This window comes from Bacillus sp. UNC41MFS5 (assembly GCF_000686805.1).
The window spans coordinates 1,339,713-1,356,402 of record NZ_KK366017.1 but is presented as its reverse complement, the minus strand read 5'-3'; the positions used below and the strand labels follow the sequence as shown (position 1 = coordinate 1,356,402).

The window sequence follows — 16,690 nt, the reverse complement described above, 5'->3', positions numbered from 1 at the left end:
TTCTTGCATGAATGTGTTGTTGCTCTTAAACTTATACTATCGTTTTTTACCTTCGAAGGGCAGCTTGGGCCCTATTTTCGTCCTCTTCTTTAACAAAAATATCGTATTGTGTGAAATCCTTAAATCGAGCATCAACACGCAAATTAACAGGCGTGTTCGTTTTGTATTTTATTCCTGCCGCATTTAACTTCCCAACGACCCTAAAGAAGTTATCCGATCCAAACGCCGTATAAATTAATCTCCATTTTCGATTGAGATAAAACTTAAGGAATGAAAAAACAAGGACAACAATAACCAAAGATACGATAACCGTCTTCATTTCCCCACTTCCCTCAAATTAATTAATAAATCAACCATCCTCATCCACTTTAGTTAAACGAAATTCTCTAGGGGAAGTACCTATTAATTCCTTAAACATCCGGCTAAAATAATTAGAATTTTGATAGCCCACCAGGATTGAAATTTCTTTAATCGGTTTATTTGTTTCAATCAGCAATCTTTTCGCTTCTTTCATTCGAAACGCTGTTAGCGATTCCGTAAAGCTACAACCTGTTTTCGTAATCAACAAATGACTGAAATAAGAAGGATTTCGTTCCACATAGGCTGCCACATCCTCCAGCCTGAGCATGCTGTTTGAAAAATTGGCCTCCATAAAGGATATGCCGCGTTCAATCGGATCTTGTATATGATTTCTAACACTGCTCTCTGCACCCAAAAATAATTTTTGAATAAATAAGATGAGATTTTGAACCGTACGATAAAGGACACGATCATACAAAATCGAATTGAAAATATAGCGGTATTCCTGTTCATTGCTTTCAATTTCATCTAAGTGACACGTCTTCATATATCTTCTAACCTGCGCCAAGATACTCGTTAATCTAATTCTGACCAATCCTGGCTCAGGGTAAGGATCTTTCAAATGTAAAAATTCATCATACAGCCAATTTTTTATTTTTTCTAAATCAACATTAGTCAACATGTCGACCCAGGTTCGTTGTTCAGGCGGAGCTAAAAAAGGATCGATATGGACCCATGTGTGTGAGTGTCCAAATTCAACCACTTGGCGGTACCCTTTATAATAGGTCAACTCCAGCATTTTCCTCGTTTGTAGATATTTTTGATTCAAAGTTACGGATGATGAATTTCCTTTATGAACTACGACCGCTAACGGCTCAGAAAATTCCTCCTCCCACTTTCTCATCGCTTTTTGGCACTGTTCCGTGATATTATGACTCGTTTCTGAGAACAAAATAATGACCATATCATCCAATCCAAAAATACCGTGGGCATCCTTAAAAGGAAATTCTGCTAAGAATGAATGTAAAGTCCGAATAGCATGGATACTTTCCGTTTGAAAAGCAGCGACATGGTACGTTTCTGCTCCCGGATCTTGCGATAGTAATAACGCTTCATAAGATATATCTTTATAGGGATTGGAATGGTGAATTCCATCCGCCTGACTTTTGTCCTCAAGTTTACGTGAGGCTTTTTGAAAGGCAGTTTTCACCTTGGTTGCCGAAAAAGGTTTAATCATTAAATCTAATGCTTGCATATCGATGGCAAGGCGCGCTTTTTCGAAGGTTCCTTCTGCAGAAGTTAAAAGTAAAATAGGCTCATAAATCTGCATCAAGTTACGGAAAGTTGACCAATCTTCCCTAGTAATCATATCAAGTTCGATTAACACAACATCTGGCTTTTCCTGTTCAAACAAAACGACAAATTCCTGATAATAAGATGCTAACAATATCTTGTTAACTGGGATGGAGGAAGTTTTCAATAACCATTTTAATCCCTCACGTTCGTTTAAATCGCGATCGGCAATTAGCCACTTTCCTTCCATCTATTGTCCTTCTTTCATTAGTAGACTCTTGGTTAGTTATGCCATTTTCGTGGCAATAAGGTAAATAATGTTTATTAGTGCTGTTGCTCCCTATGATATCGATTAGAAATGATAACCCCGAAAACTAATCCAATTAATATCGCTATTAAATGCGTGAATCCTGTTGATAAAGACAAAAAATTAATCGTCATACTATAGCTTTTATTAACTAGGATTAATAGAATCCGTTCAAGAATCGGTTGGTAAATCATCAGATACGGTAGAATTACCAAAGGAATAGCCAGCCATTTGTGACCAATTATATATTTCGTCAAAAGTAAATAAATGCAGGCAAACAGTATAGCAAATCCATAAACAAACCAGTTCAAGTATTGAAGTATCGGGCTTGGCCGATCAAAAATAGCTACTACGTTGAGATATACAATCCAAAAAATCGCAATAATAATAGAAAGAACCTGTGTTTTCAGCAAAAGTTTCATTGGTACCAGCACCAGCCTCAAATCAAATAATTTATTTTATTTCTACCATAACCCAAATATCTTGTCTCTACAAATAAATACTTTATGAATTGAGACACTTCCAATAAACAAAAAAAGGACAAAAAACAGTATCTCGACAGTTTTTGTCCTTTTTATTTGCTATTTTTTAACCCACGTTTAGGCCGAAGTCTGTTGCGATACGGGCAAGGCCGCCTTGGTAGCCTGAACCAACCGCTGAGAATTTCCACTCGCCATTGTGTCGGTATAATTCTCCTACGATGATCGCTGTTTCAATTGAGAAATCTTCTCCTAAATCATAGCGAATGATTTCTTGGGTCGTTTCTTCGTTAACGATGCGGCAGAATGCATTAGATACCTGACCAAAATTCTGACCACGGGCTTCTGCATCATGAATGGTAATAACAAACGAAATTTTTTCAATCTGAGCAGGGACCGCGCTAAGATTCACTTTTACTTGCTCATCATCCCCATCCCCTTCTCCTGTGCGGTTATCACCCGTATGTACTACAGATCCATTTCCACCTTCAAGTTGATTGTAGAAAACGAAATCCTTTTCAGACGTAACTTTTCCGTTAGATGCTAACAAGAAGATACTTGCATCTAAATCAAAATCTTTTCCGCCATCATAACGATTGGTATCCCAGCCAAGACCAACAACGACCTTCGATAAACCAGGATTTGTTTTTGTTAAATCAATTTTTTGACCTTTAGATAATGAAATAGCCATACAAACACCCTTTCATCTTAATTTTATCAATGTTTCACCTTAAGTTTACAAAAATAAGGAATATTTTTCTACTTTTTAATTACCTTCTCCTTAATAAATACAAGATCCTCTGGTTTTGAGCATCGAAAAATGGTTAAGATAACTATTATTGATTGTTTATGCTATAATGAACTGCTAGCAAAACGGGAAGCCCGTTTATTTTAAGCAAGGCAAGGAGAGATTTTCTAAATGATTAAAATTGAAATCCCTAATCCTGATATAGTGATTACGAAAAAAAATCAAGTTGGCGAAAAAGTAGAGGCGCCATTAAGCAGCGTTTATGGTTTTACAGATTACAATAAAATTCCAAGAGACAAAGGCGGAATAATCCTTTTTTCAAACGCAAATGATGAATTACTGTTTGTCGGCAAAGCTAGGAAATTACGTCCTCGTGTAAAAAGACATTTCGAAGATTCTGTCTCACCGATCAAATTGCACCGTGATGAAGTTTATAAAATTGCGGTATGTGTCGTGGAAGACCCAATGGAAAGAGAAATTTACGAAACCTACCTCATCAATACCTTACATGCAAAATACAATATTGATAAAGTGTTCTATAAATAGTGGGAAGAGCGGGTTCTAAAGAAACCTGCTCTTTTTTTGTATGGAACCCCTATTAACTTATTTCCCCATATTTCAGAATCATTTCTTTTTCAATATGACTTGCCCGAATTCCAAACCTTGGTTTCAGCATCTCTACTTTTTCACCTAGTAAAATTTTCAGAGCGAGATACGGGAGGTTGATCCCTGATAAGCAGCTAAAGTGCATGCCCCCGCTCATGCGCGGATTAACTTCCAACAGTTTCGGTTCACCATTGTTGTTGTATTTTACCTGGATATTAAACACATATGGCACCCTAAATTCTTGATGAAAATCGTGAGCCAGTTTTATGAGTTCCACCTGCTCCACCAGCTCTCTCACTCTGCCATCCCCCTTCATCCGAGGTATGGCAGCATACAGTTTATCGTTGGATGATAAGCAATCGATACTATATTCTCTGCCTTCTAAAAATTCAAGAACCATTAAGTCAGGGAATGTTTCTTGCTGACCTAATATTTCACAGGCATAGTTGTAAGGAATACGGTAGCTCGTTCCATGATTGAAAAGCTGGGTAATGGAATCAATTTGGTCTTTAATGACCCGAAATCCGTTCGCACCTTCACCAATCACTGGTTTAAAACACACGGTATGGCCTTTTTCCTTGAGTTTTTCATACGCTATTTTAAACGCTTCGAGATTATTGACGACATGATAGTCAGGAATCAAAGAGTTTGCCGGTCCGCGCGTAAACATTTGATATGTCTCAGCTTTATTATCCATGGTCTCCATGAGGTCAGCATCTGGGCAAACTAACACCTTAACACCCAACTTCTCAAATTGACTCAGTCGTTTGGAGATGAGGACATTTTCTTTCCGAGGGATAAAAATATCTATCCCGTGCTTCTGACAAAAATCAAGACAAAAATCAATATATTCCTCCCCAGATATATCCGGCTCGACGAAGGCATAATCACAATTTTGTAAATACAGGGCATCCTTGTTCGGATTAGTGCCATAAATAATAAATTTTCGCTTTTCTTCGTTATCCCGAATCATGTCTATGAAATGGGAAACCGTTGTAAACCATCTGTTAAACCAAATTTTCATTTCAATCCTCTTCCTTGTTGTAATAAGACCTCACTCATTATTGTCTTTCTCGACATTTTTTATAAGCAAAATTTGACAAAAAATTCATTTTCAAATGCAATTCTTCGAAAATAACCCCTATATTCTTTATAAACACAAAAAAAACGTTCTGCATATGCAGAAACGCTCACCTAAATTGGATACACACCGATCAATGTACTAGTGTTTGGATATTATTTAATTTTAAAGCAAATTCCTTAATGGCATCATAATCTAAATTTAATTGGTCGGTCGTTGTTCCGCTCACCTTTTTTACGATTTGTTTTTCAATGAAGTTCATTTCCGACAAAAGGAATTCTCCGCCAAATAACCCCATTGCAGCAGAATTTTTTCGTAATTCTTGCGGGAAGGCATGGTTAAATTGCACAATCGCCGTCTCACCATCGAGCATACAGCATAGAAAAAGTCCTACTTCTTTTTCAAATAAAGTATCGTAATTGTGAGTAGTAAACTGTTTTATTCTTCTTTGAATATTCCCCGCATGAATCGAGCCGCCAATAATGATGGTATCGAAATTGCGAAGATCAATTTCCACTTTCTCACGTTTCAAATCAACCGTCTGAACTTCACCTTTAAGAATTTCACTTAAAAACCTTACTGCTTTCTCTGTCGTCCCATGGGATGAGCAATAAACAATTAAACATTTCATGTCCTTCCCCTCCTTCAACTTGCATGACAAAAAATCGCTGTGAAGATTCACTTCTATTATAAAACTAAATAAAACCGATTCCTGTAATAATATTGGCAATATTATTACAATTGAACAATTTAGGGCTACTCTCGATATCTTCCGAGAAAATTCGCATTACTCTTCTTTATGTGTGGTTATGCTGTTTTATTGCCCCCTTAACCATATAGACACGTTCAGGGCGCCCGACCGTTCCGTAAGCTAAATCCGCATCAATTTTATCTTCAGACATGAGATGCTCAAGATACCTTCTAGCCGTCGTTCTGCTTACACCTATTTCTTTGGCAACAATCTCTGCCGTTAAGCCTTCCGCGACTTTCGACAGAACCTCTAGGACCTTTTCCAGCGTCAGCGGATCAATTCCTTTTGGCAGGTAAGGTTTGTCGCTTTTGGATCTCTCTATTTCTTTTCGCAGCAGTTTGTCCACCTGTTGCTGTGTGACATGGAGATTTTCATTCCTCAATTCTGCTAGCTTTAAATGATATTCCTGATACCTCAACAATGATTGTTTAAACCTCTCAAAAACAACAGGTTTAATAATATAGTCAAACACACCAATGCTGATTGCCTCTTGCACTTTATGAATCTCTTTTGTGGCGGTGATCATAATCACGTCCATTTGCTTACTTTGCTGCTTTGTTTCTTTAAGCAAATCAATTCCATTCATATCCGGAAAATAGACATCTAACAAGAGAAGGTCTGGCTGTAATAAATCGATATACGTCTTTGCCTCTAAATAACTTGCAGCAATTCCTACTGTTTGGAATCCACCAATCTGTTCTATAAACCTCTTTTGAATTTCTGCAATCCGTAAATCATCCTCAACAATTAACACTTCTATATTGGGTTTCAGATTCATTCAAACACCCCCTGTGTTTTGGAATCACAACTGTGAAAATCGTCCCTTCGCCTTCATTTGAGGTAAATGTTATATATCCCCCTAAGCCTGCTATCGCTTCCTTAACAAGGCTTAACCCGATTCCGGAATTGCTTTGACGGTTTTTCGTAGAAAAGCCATTTTGGAAAATTTGTTCACTAATGCTGTTATTTATGCCTTTCCCGTTATCTTCAATTTCGATAATCAGGTCTTTCCCTAAGTCGGTTAGAAATAGAGAAACTCTTTTTTCTACCTTCCCATTTTCTCTCACAGCATCAAAAGCATTATTAACAAGGTTCCCGATAATCGTCACTAACGTATCCCTGCTGATTTCTTCTGGTAAATCTCTAAAACTACTGTCACGTTCGATTGTAAGATGAATTTTCAATTCACTGGCTAAACTAACCTTACCTAATATAAATCCAGCAATGATCGGATCGGGAATTTCCTTCATTAAGAAGCTAATAAATCCTTGTGCGACATCCACTTCCCTTGAAATGAAATCAATGGCTTCCTTGTAGGAACCCAGCTGAATCAAACCTAGAAGTGTGTAGAGCCGGTTGGAATACTCATGTGTCTGAGCCCGCAGGCCTTCAGCATACGCTTTGACATGGGACAATTCCTGAATCAGATTGGACAACTCTGACTTGTTTCTGAAGCTAGCAACTGCTCCAATTACTTCGTCTTTTTTATTAAAAATGGGGATACGATTCACCAAAAATACCTCGCCAAAAATCGTAAATTCCCGATCGTATTCTGCCAACCCCGTCCGAACCACTTCATAAAGAGACGTATTTTCAATGACATCATCAATCTTCTTTCCACGGAGGAGAACGTCACTCGGAACATTGAGAATTTTATGTGCGGTTTCATTGACGACGGTTATTCGTCCATTCGTATCAATGGCGATAATCCCCTCATGAATGGATTCTAAGATGGCATGTTTCTCTTGGTACATCCAAGCAATTTCTTTCGGTTCAAGTCCAAAAATGGCTCTTTTAATATTTAACGAGATTAATAATGCCGCCAGTAATCCTCCTAGTAAAATAATCATCGTGGTAATAAAAATTTTCCTTCGTATCTTTCCTACTTCTTTTTCAATATCCGTTTGAAGATAGCCAACTGAAACTACACCAATTACTTTGCCGTCACTAATAATAGGAGCCTTCCCTCTTAGAGATGGACCAAGGGTTCCAATTGACTCAGAGATAACTGATTCTCCTTTAAAGACTCGCTGATTATCTCCACCCACCATTTTTTGTCCTAAACGGGTAGGATCGGGATGAGAATAGCGAATCTCCTGGCGATTACCTATAACAATAAATTCCGCACCAACCTGTTTGCGAATTTTTTCGGCGATTGGTTGAATAATGGCAGAGGGGTTTTTATTAGAAAAAGCTTTTTGTATCTCTGGTATATTTGAAATGGACTGCGCCACAGATAAAGCCTTCGTTCCTTTTTCATGCTTAAGATTGGACTCCATAATATTTTTAAAAGTTAGTTCGAAAATCCCGCCAATGAGGATAATTACTATAAAAATGCCTAGCATCAATTTCGTATGTAATCGCATACATGCACCTCTACTTCTATCATATATAAAAAAACTCCTTAAAAAAAGGAGTTTTTTGCAATAATCAGAACTTTTTGAACATCATGCTTCTTCGTTTATGACCACATTTTTTCCTCTCATTTTCATTAATACCGGGATCACCAACCAAAGAGCCGTCATAATTAAGAATCCTAATGAAATCGGACGAGTGAAAAATGGTCCAAAATCTCCATTGAAAATCGTTAAGGCCCTGCGCAGATTATTCTCAACCATTGGCCCCAAAACAAGCCCTAACACTAATGGAGCAATCGGGTAATCATGTTTGTTTAAGAAATAGCCAATGACACCGCAGCCTAATAATAGTAACAGGTCATAAACTGAGACTTGTACCGCATAAACACCGAAAATAGAGATCGCAATAATAATAGGAATTAAATATTGCTTAGGGGTCTGAATAATTTTTGCAAATACCTTAACAAGCGGAAGGTTAAGAATGAGTAGCATGATATTTCCAATAAACATACTTGCAATCAAGCCCCACGCTACTTGGGGATGATCTTCAAATAATAACGGCCCTGGCTGAACATTATACATCATCAATGCCCCCATCAGGATGGCGGTTGTACCCGAACCTGGAATTCCTAAGGTTAATAATGGGATCATTGCTCCGCCTGATGCCGCATTGTTGGCCGATTCTGGCGCTGCCACACCAGCAATGGCCCCCGTTCCAAATTTAGATGGGTCTTTAGCTATCTTCTTTTCTAAAATGTACGAAAAAAAGGATGCTAGAGTCGCGCCCGCTCCGGGTAAAATCCCGATAAAGAAACCTAAGAGCGACCCCCTGGCGATTGGTGCAGCTGATTCTTTCAACTCTTCTTTAGAAGGGATTAAATTATTAATCTTTGCCATTTTTGTATCTTCTTCTTCTTTTTCTAGGATTGTTTTAAAAACCTCTCCTAAGGCAAATAAACCTACCGCAATCGTCAAGAATTCAATTCCTTGGTACAACCAAGGCAAATCAAAAGTAAAACGGCCGATCCCAGAAACATTATCAATTCCAATCGTAGCAAGCAGCAAGCCACATACGGTCATAATTAACGCTTTCGTAACGGACTTTCCTGCCAACCCACTTACAGCTCCTAGTCCTAATAGCATTAGCGAGAAATATTCAGCAGGACCAAATTTAAGGGCTATATTTGACAATGGTTTCGCTAAGACAATAAGTGCGACCAGCGTGAAGATTCCCGCCACAAACGACCCGATCGCGGCAATTGACAAGGCACTCCCTGCCCGTCCCTTCTTAGCCATCTGGTAACCATCTAATGTGGTCACGACGGAAGATGACTCTCCAGGTGTATTTAATAGAATAGAAGTAGTCGATCCCCCATACATGGCCCCATAGTATACACCGGCCAGGAGAATAATAGCGCTCGTGGCCGCTTGCTCAGGAGGAAGACCTCCCGTAATGGAAGCGGTAACAGGAATAAGCAAGGCAACACCGCTCATCGGACCAATCCCCGGTAACACCCCAACAGCTGTCCCAATTAATACCCCAACAAAAGCAAAAATCAAATTATACCAAATAAGTGCAGAACCAAATCCGTGCAACAAATAATCCAGAGTATTCATTCTATATCCCCCATTCATCCTAAAAAATATGGTGCCTGACACCATAATCTAATCGACTAAAACCAAATGGGCCACCCAGGAAGTGTTCCTTTTAGTACTTCGACAAATATGAAATAGACAAATGCTGAGAAACATCCAGAAATGAGTAGTGAAGTAAGCCATTTTCCACGTTCCATTGTTTGAAAGCAGACAAAAAGAAATAGAAAGGTTGTGATTACATAGCCAACGGATTCTAGTGTCAAAATATAAACGAGAGTAGCGATAAAAATGATAATAAAAGGCTTGTACTGCAATTTTTCTTTTTCCTTTTCCTGCTTTTTTCCATTAAAGGTTTCATAAAATAAGCGAATACTTAAGATCACTAACAGACCCCCGAGAAAAAATGGAAAGATATCCGGACCAACTACACTCCCATAAGAGGAGCTGGCAATATTCCTGCTTCCAATAATAAATAAGGTTCCTACAGTTAGAAACAATATAGCAGCAATGCGATCAAATTTAATGTCCATCAGAATCCCTCCAATCCGTTTACAATAAAATAATGAAAGGGAAGGAGAAAGTCCTTCCTTCCCGCTTTAATTACTTCTGCATTCCCAATGCTTTTAATAATTGCTGAACTTGTGTTTCTTGGTCTTCCAGGAACTTTTTAAAATCTGCACTGTTTTTATATTCTAATTCCCAACCTTGTGTTTCGACTTCCGTCTTCCAATCAGGTGATTGGACTAATTTATCAATTGTTTTTTCCCAATATGATTTTGCTTCCGCTGACATTTTTTCAGGTCCAAAAACTCCACGCCAAATCGTAAATTCTGCATCAACACCTTGTTCCTTCGCAGTTGGAACATCTTTAAAATCGCCAGCTAAACGTTCGGATGAAGTAATTGCAAGCACGCGAACCTTACCAGCTTTAAGGAATTCTTTCACACTAGAGGCATCAGTTCCAATGACATCTGCGTTTCCTCCAAGTAATGCTGTAATTGCTTCTCCACCGCCATCATAGGAAACATATTTAATTTTAGTTGGGTCAACCCCGTATTTATAGGCTGGAAGAATCGAAACTAAATGGTCCATTGAGCCCGGTGCGGATCCTCCCGCAAATGTCAACTTTGCTGGATCCTTTTTGACCTCTTCCAAAACTGATTTTAGATCTTTAAATTTGGAATCAGTTTTGACAACAATCGCGCCATAGTCTTTGGTTAGCTGTGCTAATGGAGTGGTATTTTTATAACCGTAAGGGCTGTTTCCTTCTTTCTTTAAATTGTTGATAATAATTGGTGGTGAATTGACAAACAACATGTCATTATTTTCTGCCTGCTGGGTGGCGTATTCTGCCATAAATACGGCTCCACCGCCGCCAGGCTTGTTCTCAACTGTTAATGGCTGTTTTACTAACTTTGTTTCGCTTAGCACTTTTGTGAATGATCGAGCCGTTAAATCCCAGCCTCCACCTGCTCCAGAAGGTGCGACAACACTAATCGATTTGGTTGGATAACCAGTTCCTGTCTCTTTTTTACCTGAGCTCGCTGTTTCTTTACTGCTGCAAGCCCCCAAGCTTAGTGCCAAAGCTCCTGCACACATGACTGCTGAAATTCTTTTCATCGAAAACATTTCATTTCCCCCTTTGTAAACGTTTTCTTAATTTTACAAAAATTTTAAGGATTTCATAGATTATTCATTTAAACGGCATTAAAAACTTAACTACCATTTTGTTCATAAAGTTCATGGTGTAAATGTTGCATGATTAACACGTGAAAAACTCCTGCAATTACGGTGCAGGAGTACTGTTTTTTATGAATAGAATACTTTTTTTATATAGTCTCCTATTTCACCTATAGCCTTCTTCGCCTCTGGTAATCGATCCCCGCTGATTTGCCAAACATGCCACATTTTGTCCCATATTTTAAAGGTGACCTCTACGCCTGCTTGTCGTGCTTTTTTGACTAGCAATTCCGCATCACTTTGCAAAATTTCATGATTCCCAGCTTGGATAAATAAGGGTGGGAAGCCAGTAAGGTCTGCAAAGACAGGTGAAATGAGCGGATGATCGAGGGGCTTCTTATGTCCTGAATACATTTGCGCGGCATCTTTAACACCTTGGACCGTTAGATAGGGATCCACCTCTATGTTTTTTCGATAACTTTCCCCACTTCCGGTTAGGTCAACCCAAGGTGATAAACAAACAATCGCCCTCGCCAGCGGTTCATTTTGATCTCTTAAGACTAAGCTGGCTGCAACACTTAAGCCTCCTCCTGCTGAGTCACCTGCAAATATAATATTGGCTGGATCATACCCTTGACGCAAGAGCCAGCGGTACACAATGACGGCATCTTCGATGGCAGCTGGAAAAGGATGTTCCGGTGCGAGACGATATTCTGGAAAAAGAACCTTCATACCAGCCGCCTTCCCAATACTAGCGGCAAGTGGTCGATGGGTATTAGCTGAGCAAAATGCATATCCTCCGCCATGTAAATAAAGGATTACTTTTTCTTCCGAACTGTTTTCGGAGGAAATCCACTCTGCATACAATCCTTCAATCTCCATTTTCTGAACCTTACAATTTTTCGGCAGTTTTGCTAACTTTCTAGCGACCGTATCCAGCATCTGCCTTTTTTCATCCAATCCTCTTTCTGAAATCCCCTTCCTTAATGCACGTTCGACCGAGAGTTTAATCCCCTTCTCAAACAAATAACTTCGAAAACTTGCCATCTCCCAACCTCCTTTGAAATCCAAATTTTGCTAATATCATTATACTAGAAAAAACTTTTAATAAAATAGTTAGGATTTTATTGTTTTTCGAAAATTTTGTAAAAATTCGTACGAATTCTTCCATTTCTGCCCACCTGTAGTACAATGGAAGTATCTGTTAGACTTTTTCGGAGGTTTTTCTTTTTATGAAGCGATTGACAGACCATTTAATTATCATTTCATTTGATTGCCTATCAGCTTTAGATTTCCCACTATTATCCGAACTCCCACACTTTCAAACCATCTTAAAAAATGGCGCCTTGATCAAAAATGTCAAATCGATTTACCCATCGGTCACCTATCCTTGTCACGCAACAATTGTGACGGGTAATTATCCGAAGCGGCATGGAGTCATTAATAATACCCTAGTACAACCAGGGAGACTTTCTCCGGATTGGAATTGGTTCCGGAATTGTATACAAGGGACCACGTTATATGACGAAGTAAAAAAAGCCAATATGACAACTGCCGCCTTATTGTGGCCTGTAACAGCGAAAGCAAATATTGACTACAATATGCCAGAAATTTTTGCGAACCGCCCCTGGCATAACCAAATTCTGGTTTCACTTATGAGTGGCAGCCCGCGCTATCAATGGGACCTTAATAGGCGCTATGGGCATCTTCGTATAGGCCTCAATCAACCGGAATTGGATGACTTTGTTCTAGAGTCAACTGTCGATACGATTAAAACAAAGAAACCACATCTATTAATGGTTCACTTTACCGATTTAGATACACAGCGTCATTATCATGGGTTCTCATCCAAGGAAGCAATGGCTGCAATCGAACGTCATAATTACAGGCTTGGCAGGATTATCAGTGCCCTAAAAGAAAGTGGAATTTATGAGAACTCCACGCTGGTGGCACTAGGTGACCATAGTGCCTTAGATGAAAATAAAGCCATAAACCTCAATGTTTTATTCCATGAGAAAGGTTTGATCACCTCGAACGGGAAAGGGAAAATAATTAATTGGAAGGCCTATTGTAAAAGTTGTGATGGCTCTGCATATATTTACATTAAAGACCATCAAGATACCGCAACCTCAAATGAAGTAAGGCAATTAGTAGATTTATTGCTTAATAATCCGGAAAGCGGAATTGAATCAGCACTCACCGGAGCACAGGCTTCTGAAAAAGGAGCTGATGGAGCTTGTGCCTTTATGCTTGAAGCACAAAGGGGATTTTTCTTTTTAGAAGACTTTGAGGGGGAGTTTATCAAAACGATTACGAAGGAGGATGTTAGAAGGGATCATAAGTACACCTTAGCTTGTCATGGCTATTCACCTGAGAAAGAAGATTATGGAACCATTTTTATGGCAGCTGGAAAAGGAATTCAAGCAGTCACCCTGCCTACGATTCGTCTCATTGATGAAGGCCCCACCTTTGCACGGCTATTAGGAGTAAATTTAGGTCAGACAGATGGAAGGGTTATCGAAGAGATTTTGAAATTTTAAAAGGGGGAAAATCTATGAGCCGGATGTCAAAGCAAGAAAAGAGCTGGGTTTTATATGATTGGGCAAACTCTGCTTACTCCATCCTCATTACTACAGCCATATTTCCATTGTATTTTAAAGCAGCGGCGAAAGAGGCAGGACTTGCAGCTTCGACTTCTACAGCCTATTGGGGCTATGCTAATTCATTTGCTACCCTGCTTATTTCACTTTGTGCCCCTATTTTAGGAAGTATCGCCGACTTCAAAGGTTTAAAGAAACGCCTGTTTACCTTTTTCCTTGCCCTTGGAATTGTCTTTACCTTGCTACTTGCAGTGGTCCCAAGTAACCAATGGCTTTTTTTATTAATTTGCTATATGGTTACCGTAATTGGCTTCGGAGGAACAAATATTTTCTATGATGCCTTTCTAGTCGATGTAACGACTGAGGATCGGATGAATCAAGTATCCTCACGAGGCTATGCGATGGGTTATATCGGCAGCACCATCCCTTTTATAATTAGTATTGCACTTATTATATTATCCCAGCAAAATATCATCCCCCTATCTGTGACTGTCGCAAGTCAAGCTGCCTTTGCGATTACTGCCTTATGGTGGGGATTATTCACGATTCCTATGCTTAAAAATGTCCAGCAAGTTTATTATAAAGAGCCTGTTCCAAACCCGATTTCCAACGGCTTTAAACAACTGTTTGATACCTTCAAAAAAATCAGGCTGTACCGACCATTGTTTCTGTTCTTAATTGCTTATTTCTTTTATATTGATGGTGTCAATACGATAATTACCATGTCGACAGCCTATGGTTCCGATCTTGGAATTTCATCTACGAATCTATTAATTATCTTGTTCGCCACCCAAGTAGTGGCCGCACCGTTTGCCATTTTATATGGGAAATTAGCTGATAAATTTAAAGGCAAAACGATGCTGCTCGTGGGAATCTTTGTTTATATTGTCATTTGTACGTATGCCTATTTCTTAAAGACAACATTAGATTTTTGGATCTTAGCGATGCTCGTCGCATCCTCACAAGGTGGAATCCAGGCACTAAGCCGTTCCTACTTTGCTAAACTCGTTCCAAAGGAAAATGCCAATGAGTTCTTTGGTTTTTATAGTATTTTTTATAAATTTGCAGCAATATTAGGGCCATTCCTGGTTGGTTTCACCGCACAAATCACCGGAAATACAAACAGTGGTGTATTTAGCTTAATTCTTCTCTTTATCATCGGAGGCACGATCCTACTGCGCGTACCAGAATCATCCAACATCTCACAATCGAATTCGATTTCGCAATAACAATTACTTGACCTCAATTTGAGGTCTATTTTTTTTTCTAAAAGTTGAATTCTGCGATTCGCTGATTAAACTCAAAAATTCGCCGATTGAACGGGTAAATTCGCCGATTAAACTCAGTAATTCGCTGATAAAACATTAAAATTCGCTGATAGGGTGTAATTTTACAACATTTTGAATCGTAAATAGATCTAAGACGAAGCGAAAATAATGATTTTTTTATGAAAATGGAGCTTGTCACCATAATCTTTCAAAATTACTATATACTTATACAAACCGATTTTCTTGTAGATTCGTTTATTTATATAAAGGGATCCGGAAATGATTAGGGGGTCTGCCTTTTTATGCAAAATTTGAGTGATGCCGAATTAATGCTTTTAATTAAAGCCAAGCATCGTCCAGCTTTGGAAGAAATATATGACCGTTATATTAAGCTGGTGTACTCCTTTGTTATCAAATCAACGAAGGATCAAGACAATGCTAGAGTGATTGTTCAGGCCGTTTTTACCCGCGTATGGACAACAGAGACCGGTTATAATCCTGAAAAAGGACAATTCGTCAATTGGCTCCTTACCCTCACTCGTAATATCACGATTGACCACCACCGCAAAGAAAAAAAGGATGCTTCACTAGTTTCAATTGACCAGGAACAATTAGAACAAATTCCAGGTTCTCACGCCAACAATCCAGCAGAGATTTTATCACGAAAACTTGTGCGAGAACAAATACACAAAGCCTACCAATATCTATCAAAAAATCAAATCGAACTGATCCAATGGCTATATTGGGAAGGTTATACGCTCAGTGAAATTGCTGAAATGAAGAAGGAACCAATCGGCACTATCAAAAGCCGGCTGCATCAAACACTTAAAGTCTTGCGGAAACACATTGTCATGGAGATGGGGGAATGAAAATATGAGTCTAAATAGCAGATGTTCATTTTCCAATGAATTAGTCTCTTATTTGATTAACGAATTATCTGAAGTTGAAAGGATGAAAATCGAGAGGCACCTTATACATTGTCCGTCTTGCGCGAATGACATTCAAGAACTGCAGGAGGCGTGGTCCATGCTCCCTTATGAATTTGAAGATGTCGAGGTACCCGCTGATTTAAAGGATGAAGTGATGAATGCCATTTTCTCAGCTGAAGCAACAGCCCAGCCTACGATCGAAATGGTTAGTCCAAACAGAAAGAACAAAAAGTTCCACCCTTCTCTTTATGGATTAGCAGCCGCCGCTTTTCTCTTTAGCTTTGGGGGAGTCATTTGGAATAATATAAACCTTAGAGACCAAGTTTCAGAATTAAAGGAACAAGTTAATATTCCTACTGAAGTCATCGAAATTTACACGTTAAAAACGGCAAATCCTGGAGTTGATTCTGCCAATGGGCAGGCTTTGCTTTACAAACAAGGTGATAAAAAACAGCTCGTTTTCCAAGTTAATGGTCTTGATGATACCAGGGGGTCAGAGGCATATCAGGTTTGGCTCATTCATGATGGGAACCGAAAAAGTGCAGGAACCTTCCATGTCGATGAGCAAGGGAATGGCTCCCTTACCTATCAATTGAAAGAAGAAACTTCTTTTGAGGCGATTGGGATCTCACTTGAACCGGACGCCAATGGAACCCAGCCGCGAGGTAAAAAAGTGTTAGGAACATAAATGGTAA

At 39.0% G+C, this 16,690-nt stretch carries 17 protein-coding genes; 5 read left to right on the top strand and 12 right to left on the bottom strand.

What is annotated here, in order from left to right; all coding sequences use genetic code 11:
• Nucleotides 1–46 precede the first annotated feature (46 nt).
• The 4 genes from BR30_RS0122880 to BR30_RS0122865 form a co-directional block, all read right to left on the bottom strand.
• Nucleotides 47–319 (bottom strand): hypothetical protein, encoded by a 273-nt coding sequence (locus tag BR30_RS0122880; RefSeq protein ID WP_051633735.1) that lies wholly within the window; start codon nucleotides 317–319, stop codon nucleotides 47–49.
• A gap of 30 nt (nucleotides 320–349) precedes the next feature.
• Nucleotides 350–1,843 carry a helix-turn-helix domain-containing protein gene (locus BR30_RS0122875; protein WP_026567031.1) on the bottom strand — a complete coding sequence of 498 codons (1,494 nt, stop codon included), beginning with the start codon at nucleotides 1,841–1,843 and terminating at the stop codon, nucleotides 350–352.
• Between the two features lie 74 nt (nucleotides 1,844–1,917).
• A complete protein-coding gene (locus BR30_RS0122870; protein ID WP_026567030.1) occupies nucleotides 1,918–2,322 on the bottom strand; it encodes a hypothetical protein in 405 nt (134 codons plus the stop codon).
• 166 nt (nucleotides 2,323–2,488) lie between these two features.
• Entirely contained in the window at nucleotides 2,489–3,070 is a 582-nt protein-coding gene (locus BR30_RS0122865) for a TerD family protein (protein ID WP_026567029.1), read from the bottom strand.
• Between the two features lie 228 nt (nucleotides 3,071–3,298).
• On the opposite strand from BR30_RS0122865, the gene BR30_RS0122860 reads away from it, so the two are divergent.
• A complete protein-coding gene (locus BR30_RS0122860) occupies nucleotides 3,299–3,673 on the top strand; it encodes a nucleotide excision repair endonuclease (protein ID WP_026567028.1) in 375 nt (124 codons plus the stop codon).
• 52 nt (nucleotides 3,674–3,725) lie between these two features.
• Here BR30_RS0122860 and BR30_RS0122855 read toward each other — a convergent pair whose 3' ends face one another.
• The 8 genes from BR30_RS0122855 to BR30_RS0122820 form a co-directional block, all read right to left on the bottom strand.
• A complete protein-coding gene (locus tag BR30_RS0122855) occupies nucleotides 3,726–4,757 on the bottom strand; it encodes an ATP-grasp domain-containing protein (RefSeq protein WP_026567027.1) in 1,032 nt (343 codons plus the stop codon).
• A gap of 190 nt (nucleotides 4,758–4,947) precedes the next feature.
• Entirely contained in the window at nucleotides 4,948–5,445 is a 498-nt protein-coding gene (locus BR30_RS0122850; protein ID WP_026567026.1) for a flavodoxin domain-containing protein, read from the bottom strand.
• 166 nt (nucleotides 5,446–5,611) lie between these two features.
• Nucleotides 5,612–6,343 (bottom strand): response regulator, encoded by a 732-nt coding sequence (locus tag BR30_RS0122845; protein ID WP_035445811.1) that lies wholly within the window; start codon nucleotides 6,341–6,343, stop codon nucleotides 5,612–5,614.
• Complete coding sequence (locus BR30_RS34325; protein ID WP_035445808.1) at nucleotides 6,306–7,931, bottom strand: ATP-binding protein; 1,626 nt, start codon at nucleotides 7,929–7,931, stop codon at nucleotides 6,306–6,308. Before BR30_RS34325 ends, BR30_RS0122845 begins: the two co-directional genes overlap by 38 nt.
• An 81-nt stretch (nucleotides 7,932–8,012) precedes the next feature.
• Nucleotides 8,013–9,539 (bottom strand): tripartite tricarboxylate transporter permease, encoded by a 1,527-nt coding sequence (locus tag BR30_RS0122835; protein ID WP_026567024.1) that lies wholly within the window; start codon nucleotides 9,537–9,539, stop codon nucleotides 8,013–8,015.
• Nucleotides 9,540–9,595: 56 nt separating this feature from the next.
• Nucleotides 9,596–10,048, bottom strand: a complete 453-nt coding sequence (locus BR30_RS0122830; protein ID WP_026567023.1) for a tripartite tricarboxylate transporter TctB family protein — start codon at nucleotides 10,046–10,048, stop codon at nucleotides 9,596–9,598.
• A gap of 70 nt (nucleotides 10,049–10,118) precedes the next feature.
• A complete protein-coding gene (locus BR30_RS0122825; RefSeq protein WP_026567022.1) occupies nucleotides 10,119–11,147 on the bottom strand; it encodes a Bug family tripartite tricarboxylate transporter substrate binding protein in 1,029 nt (342 codons plus the stop codon).
• A 180-nt stretch (nucleotides 11,148–11,327) separates the two neighbouring features.
• Entirely contained in the window at nucleotides 11,328–12,245 is a 918-nt protein-coding gene (locus tag BR30_RS0122820; protein WP_026567021.1) for an alpha/beta hydrolase, read from the bottom strand.
• Between the two features lie 185 nt (nucleotides 12,246–12,430).
• Between BR30_RS0122820 and BR30_RS0122810 the strand changes: the two genes are divergently transcribed.
• The 4 genes from BR30_RS0122810 to BR30_RS0122795 all read left to right on the top strand — a co-directional run bounded on the left by BR30_RS0122810 (nucleotide 12,431) and on the right by BR30_RS0122795 (nucleotide 16,683).
• The gene (locus BR30_RS0122810) at nucleotides 12,431–13,738 is read left to right on the top strand and encodes an alkaline phosphatase family protein (RefSeq protein WP_026567020.1); all 1,308 of its coding nucleotides are present in this window, start codon (nucleotides 12,431–12,433) and stop codon (nucleotides 13,736–13,738) included.
• Nucleotides 13,739–13,752: 14 nt separating this feature from the next.
• Complete coding sequence (locus BR30_RS0122805; RefSeq protein WP_026567019.1) at nucleotides 13,753–15,027, top strand: MFS transporter; 1,275 nt, start codon at nucleotides 13,753–13,755, stop codon at nucleotides 15,025–15,027.
• A gap of 341 nt (nucleotides 15,028–15,368) precedes the next feature.
• Complete coding sequence (locus BR30_RS0122800; RefSeq protein ID WP_026567018.1) at nucleotides 15,369–15,935, top strand: RNA polymerase sigma factor; 567 nt, start codon at nucleotides 15,369–15,371, stop codon at nucleotides 15,933–15,935.
• A 4-nt stretch (nucleotides 15,936–15,939) separates the two neighbouring features.
• Nucleotides 15,940–16,683: an anti-sigma factor gene (locus BR30_RS0122795; RefSeq protein WP_081825542.1), complete on the top strand. Its 744-nt coding sequence runs from the start codon at nucleotides 15,940–15,942 to the stop codon at nucleotides 16,681–16,683.
• Nucleotides 16,684–16,690 lie beyond the last annotated feature (7 nt).

Coding starts and splice junctions, on each gene's coding strand:
- BR30_RS0122835 (WP_026567024.1), bottom strand. CDS start 9,539: ATGAATACTCTGGATTATTTGTTGCACGGATTTGGTTCTGCACTTATT.
- BR30_RS0122805 (WP_026567019.1), top strand. CDS start 13,753: ATGAGCCGGATGTCAAAGCAAGAAAAGAGCTGGGTTTTATATGATTGG.
- BR30_RS0122795 (WP_081825542.1), top strand. CDS start 15,940: ATGAGTCTAAATAGCAGATGTTCATTTTCCAATGAATTAGTCTCTTAT.
- BR30_RS0122870 (WP_026567030.1), bottom strand. CDS start 2,322: ATGAAACTTTTGCTGAAAACACAGGTTCTTTCTATTATTATTGCGATT.
- BR30_RS0122830 (WP_026567023.1), bottom strand. CDS start 10,048: ATGGACATTAAATTTGATCGCATTGCTGCTATATTGTTTCTAACTGTA.
- BR30_RS0122825 (WP_026567022.1), bottom strand. CDS start 11,147: ATGTTTTCGATGAAAAGAATTTCAGCAGTCATGTGTGCAGGAGCTTTG.
- BR30_RS0122860 (WP_026567028.1), top strand. CDS start 3,299: ATGATTAAAATTGAAATCCCTAATCCTGATATAGTGATTACGAAAAAA.
- BR30_RS0122810 (WP_026567020.1), top strand. CDS start 12,431: ATGAAGCGATTGACAGACCATTTAATTATCATTTCATTTGATTGCCTA.
- BR30_RS0122850 (WP_026567026.1), bottom strand. CDS start 5,445: ATGAAATGTTTAATTGTTTATTGCTCATCCCATGGGACGACAGAGAAA.
- BR30_RS0122865 (WP_026567029.1), bottom strand. CDS start 3,070: ATGGCTATTTCATTATCTAAAGGTCAAAAAATTGATTTAACAAAAACA.
- BR30_RS0122855 (WP_026567027.1), bottom strand. CDS start 4,757: ATGAAAATTTGGTTTAACAGATGGTTTACAACGGTTTCCCATTTCATA.
- BR30_RS0122875 (WP_026567031.1), bottom strand. CDS start 1,843: ATGGAAGGAAAGTGGCTAATTGCCGATCGCGATTTAAACGAACGTGAG.
- BR30_RS0122800 (WP_026567018.1), top strand. CDS start 15,369: ATGCAAAATTTGAGTGATGCCGAATTAATGCTTTTAATTAAAGCCAAG.
- BR30_RS0122880 (WP_051633735.1), bottom strand. CDS start 319: ATGAAGACGGTTATCGTATCTTTGGTTATTGTTGTCCTTGTTTTTTCA.
- BR30_RS0122820 (WP_026567021.1), bottom strand. CDS start 12,245: ATGGCAAGTTTTCGAAGTTATTTGTTTGAGAAGGGGATTAAACTCTCG.
- BR30_RS0122845 (WP_035445811.1), bottom strand. CDS start 6,343: ATGAATCTGAAACCCAATATAGAAGTGTTAATTGTTGAGGATGATTTA.
- BR30_RS34325 (WP_035445808.1), bottom strand. CDS start 7,931: ATGCGATTACATACGAAATTGATGCTAGGCATTTTTATAGTAATTATC.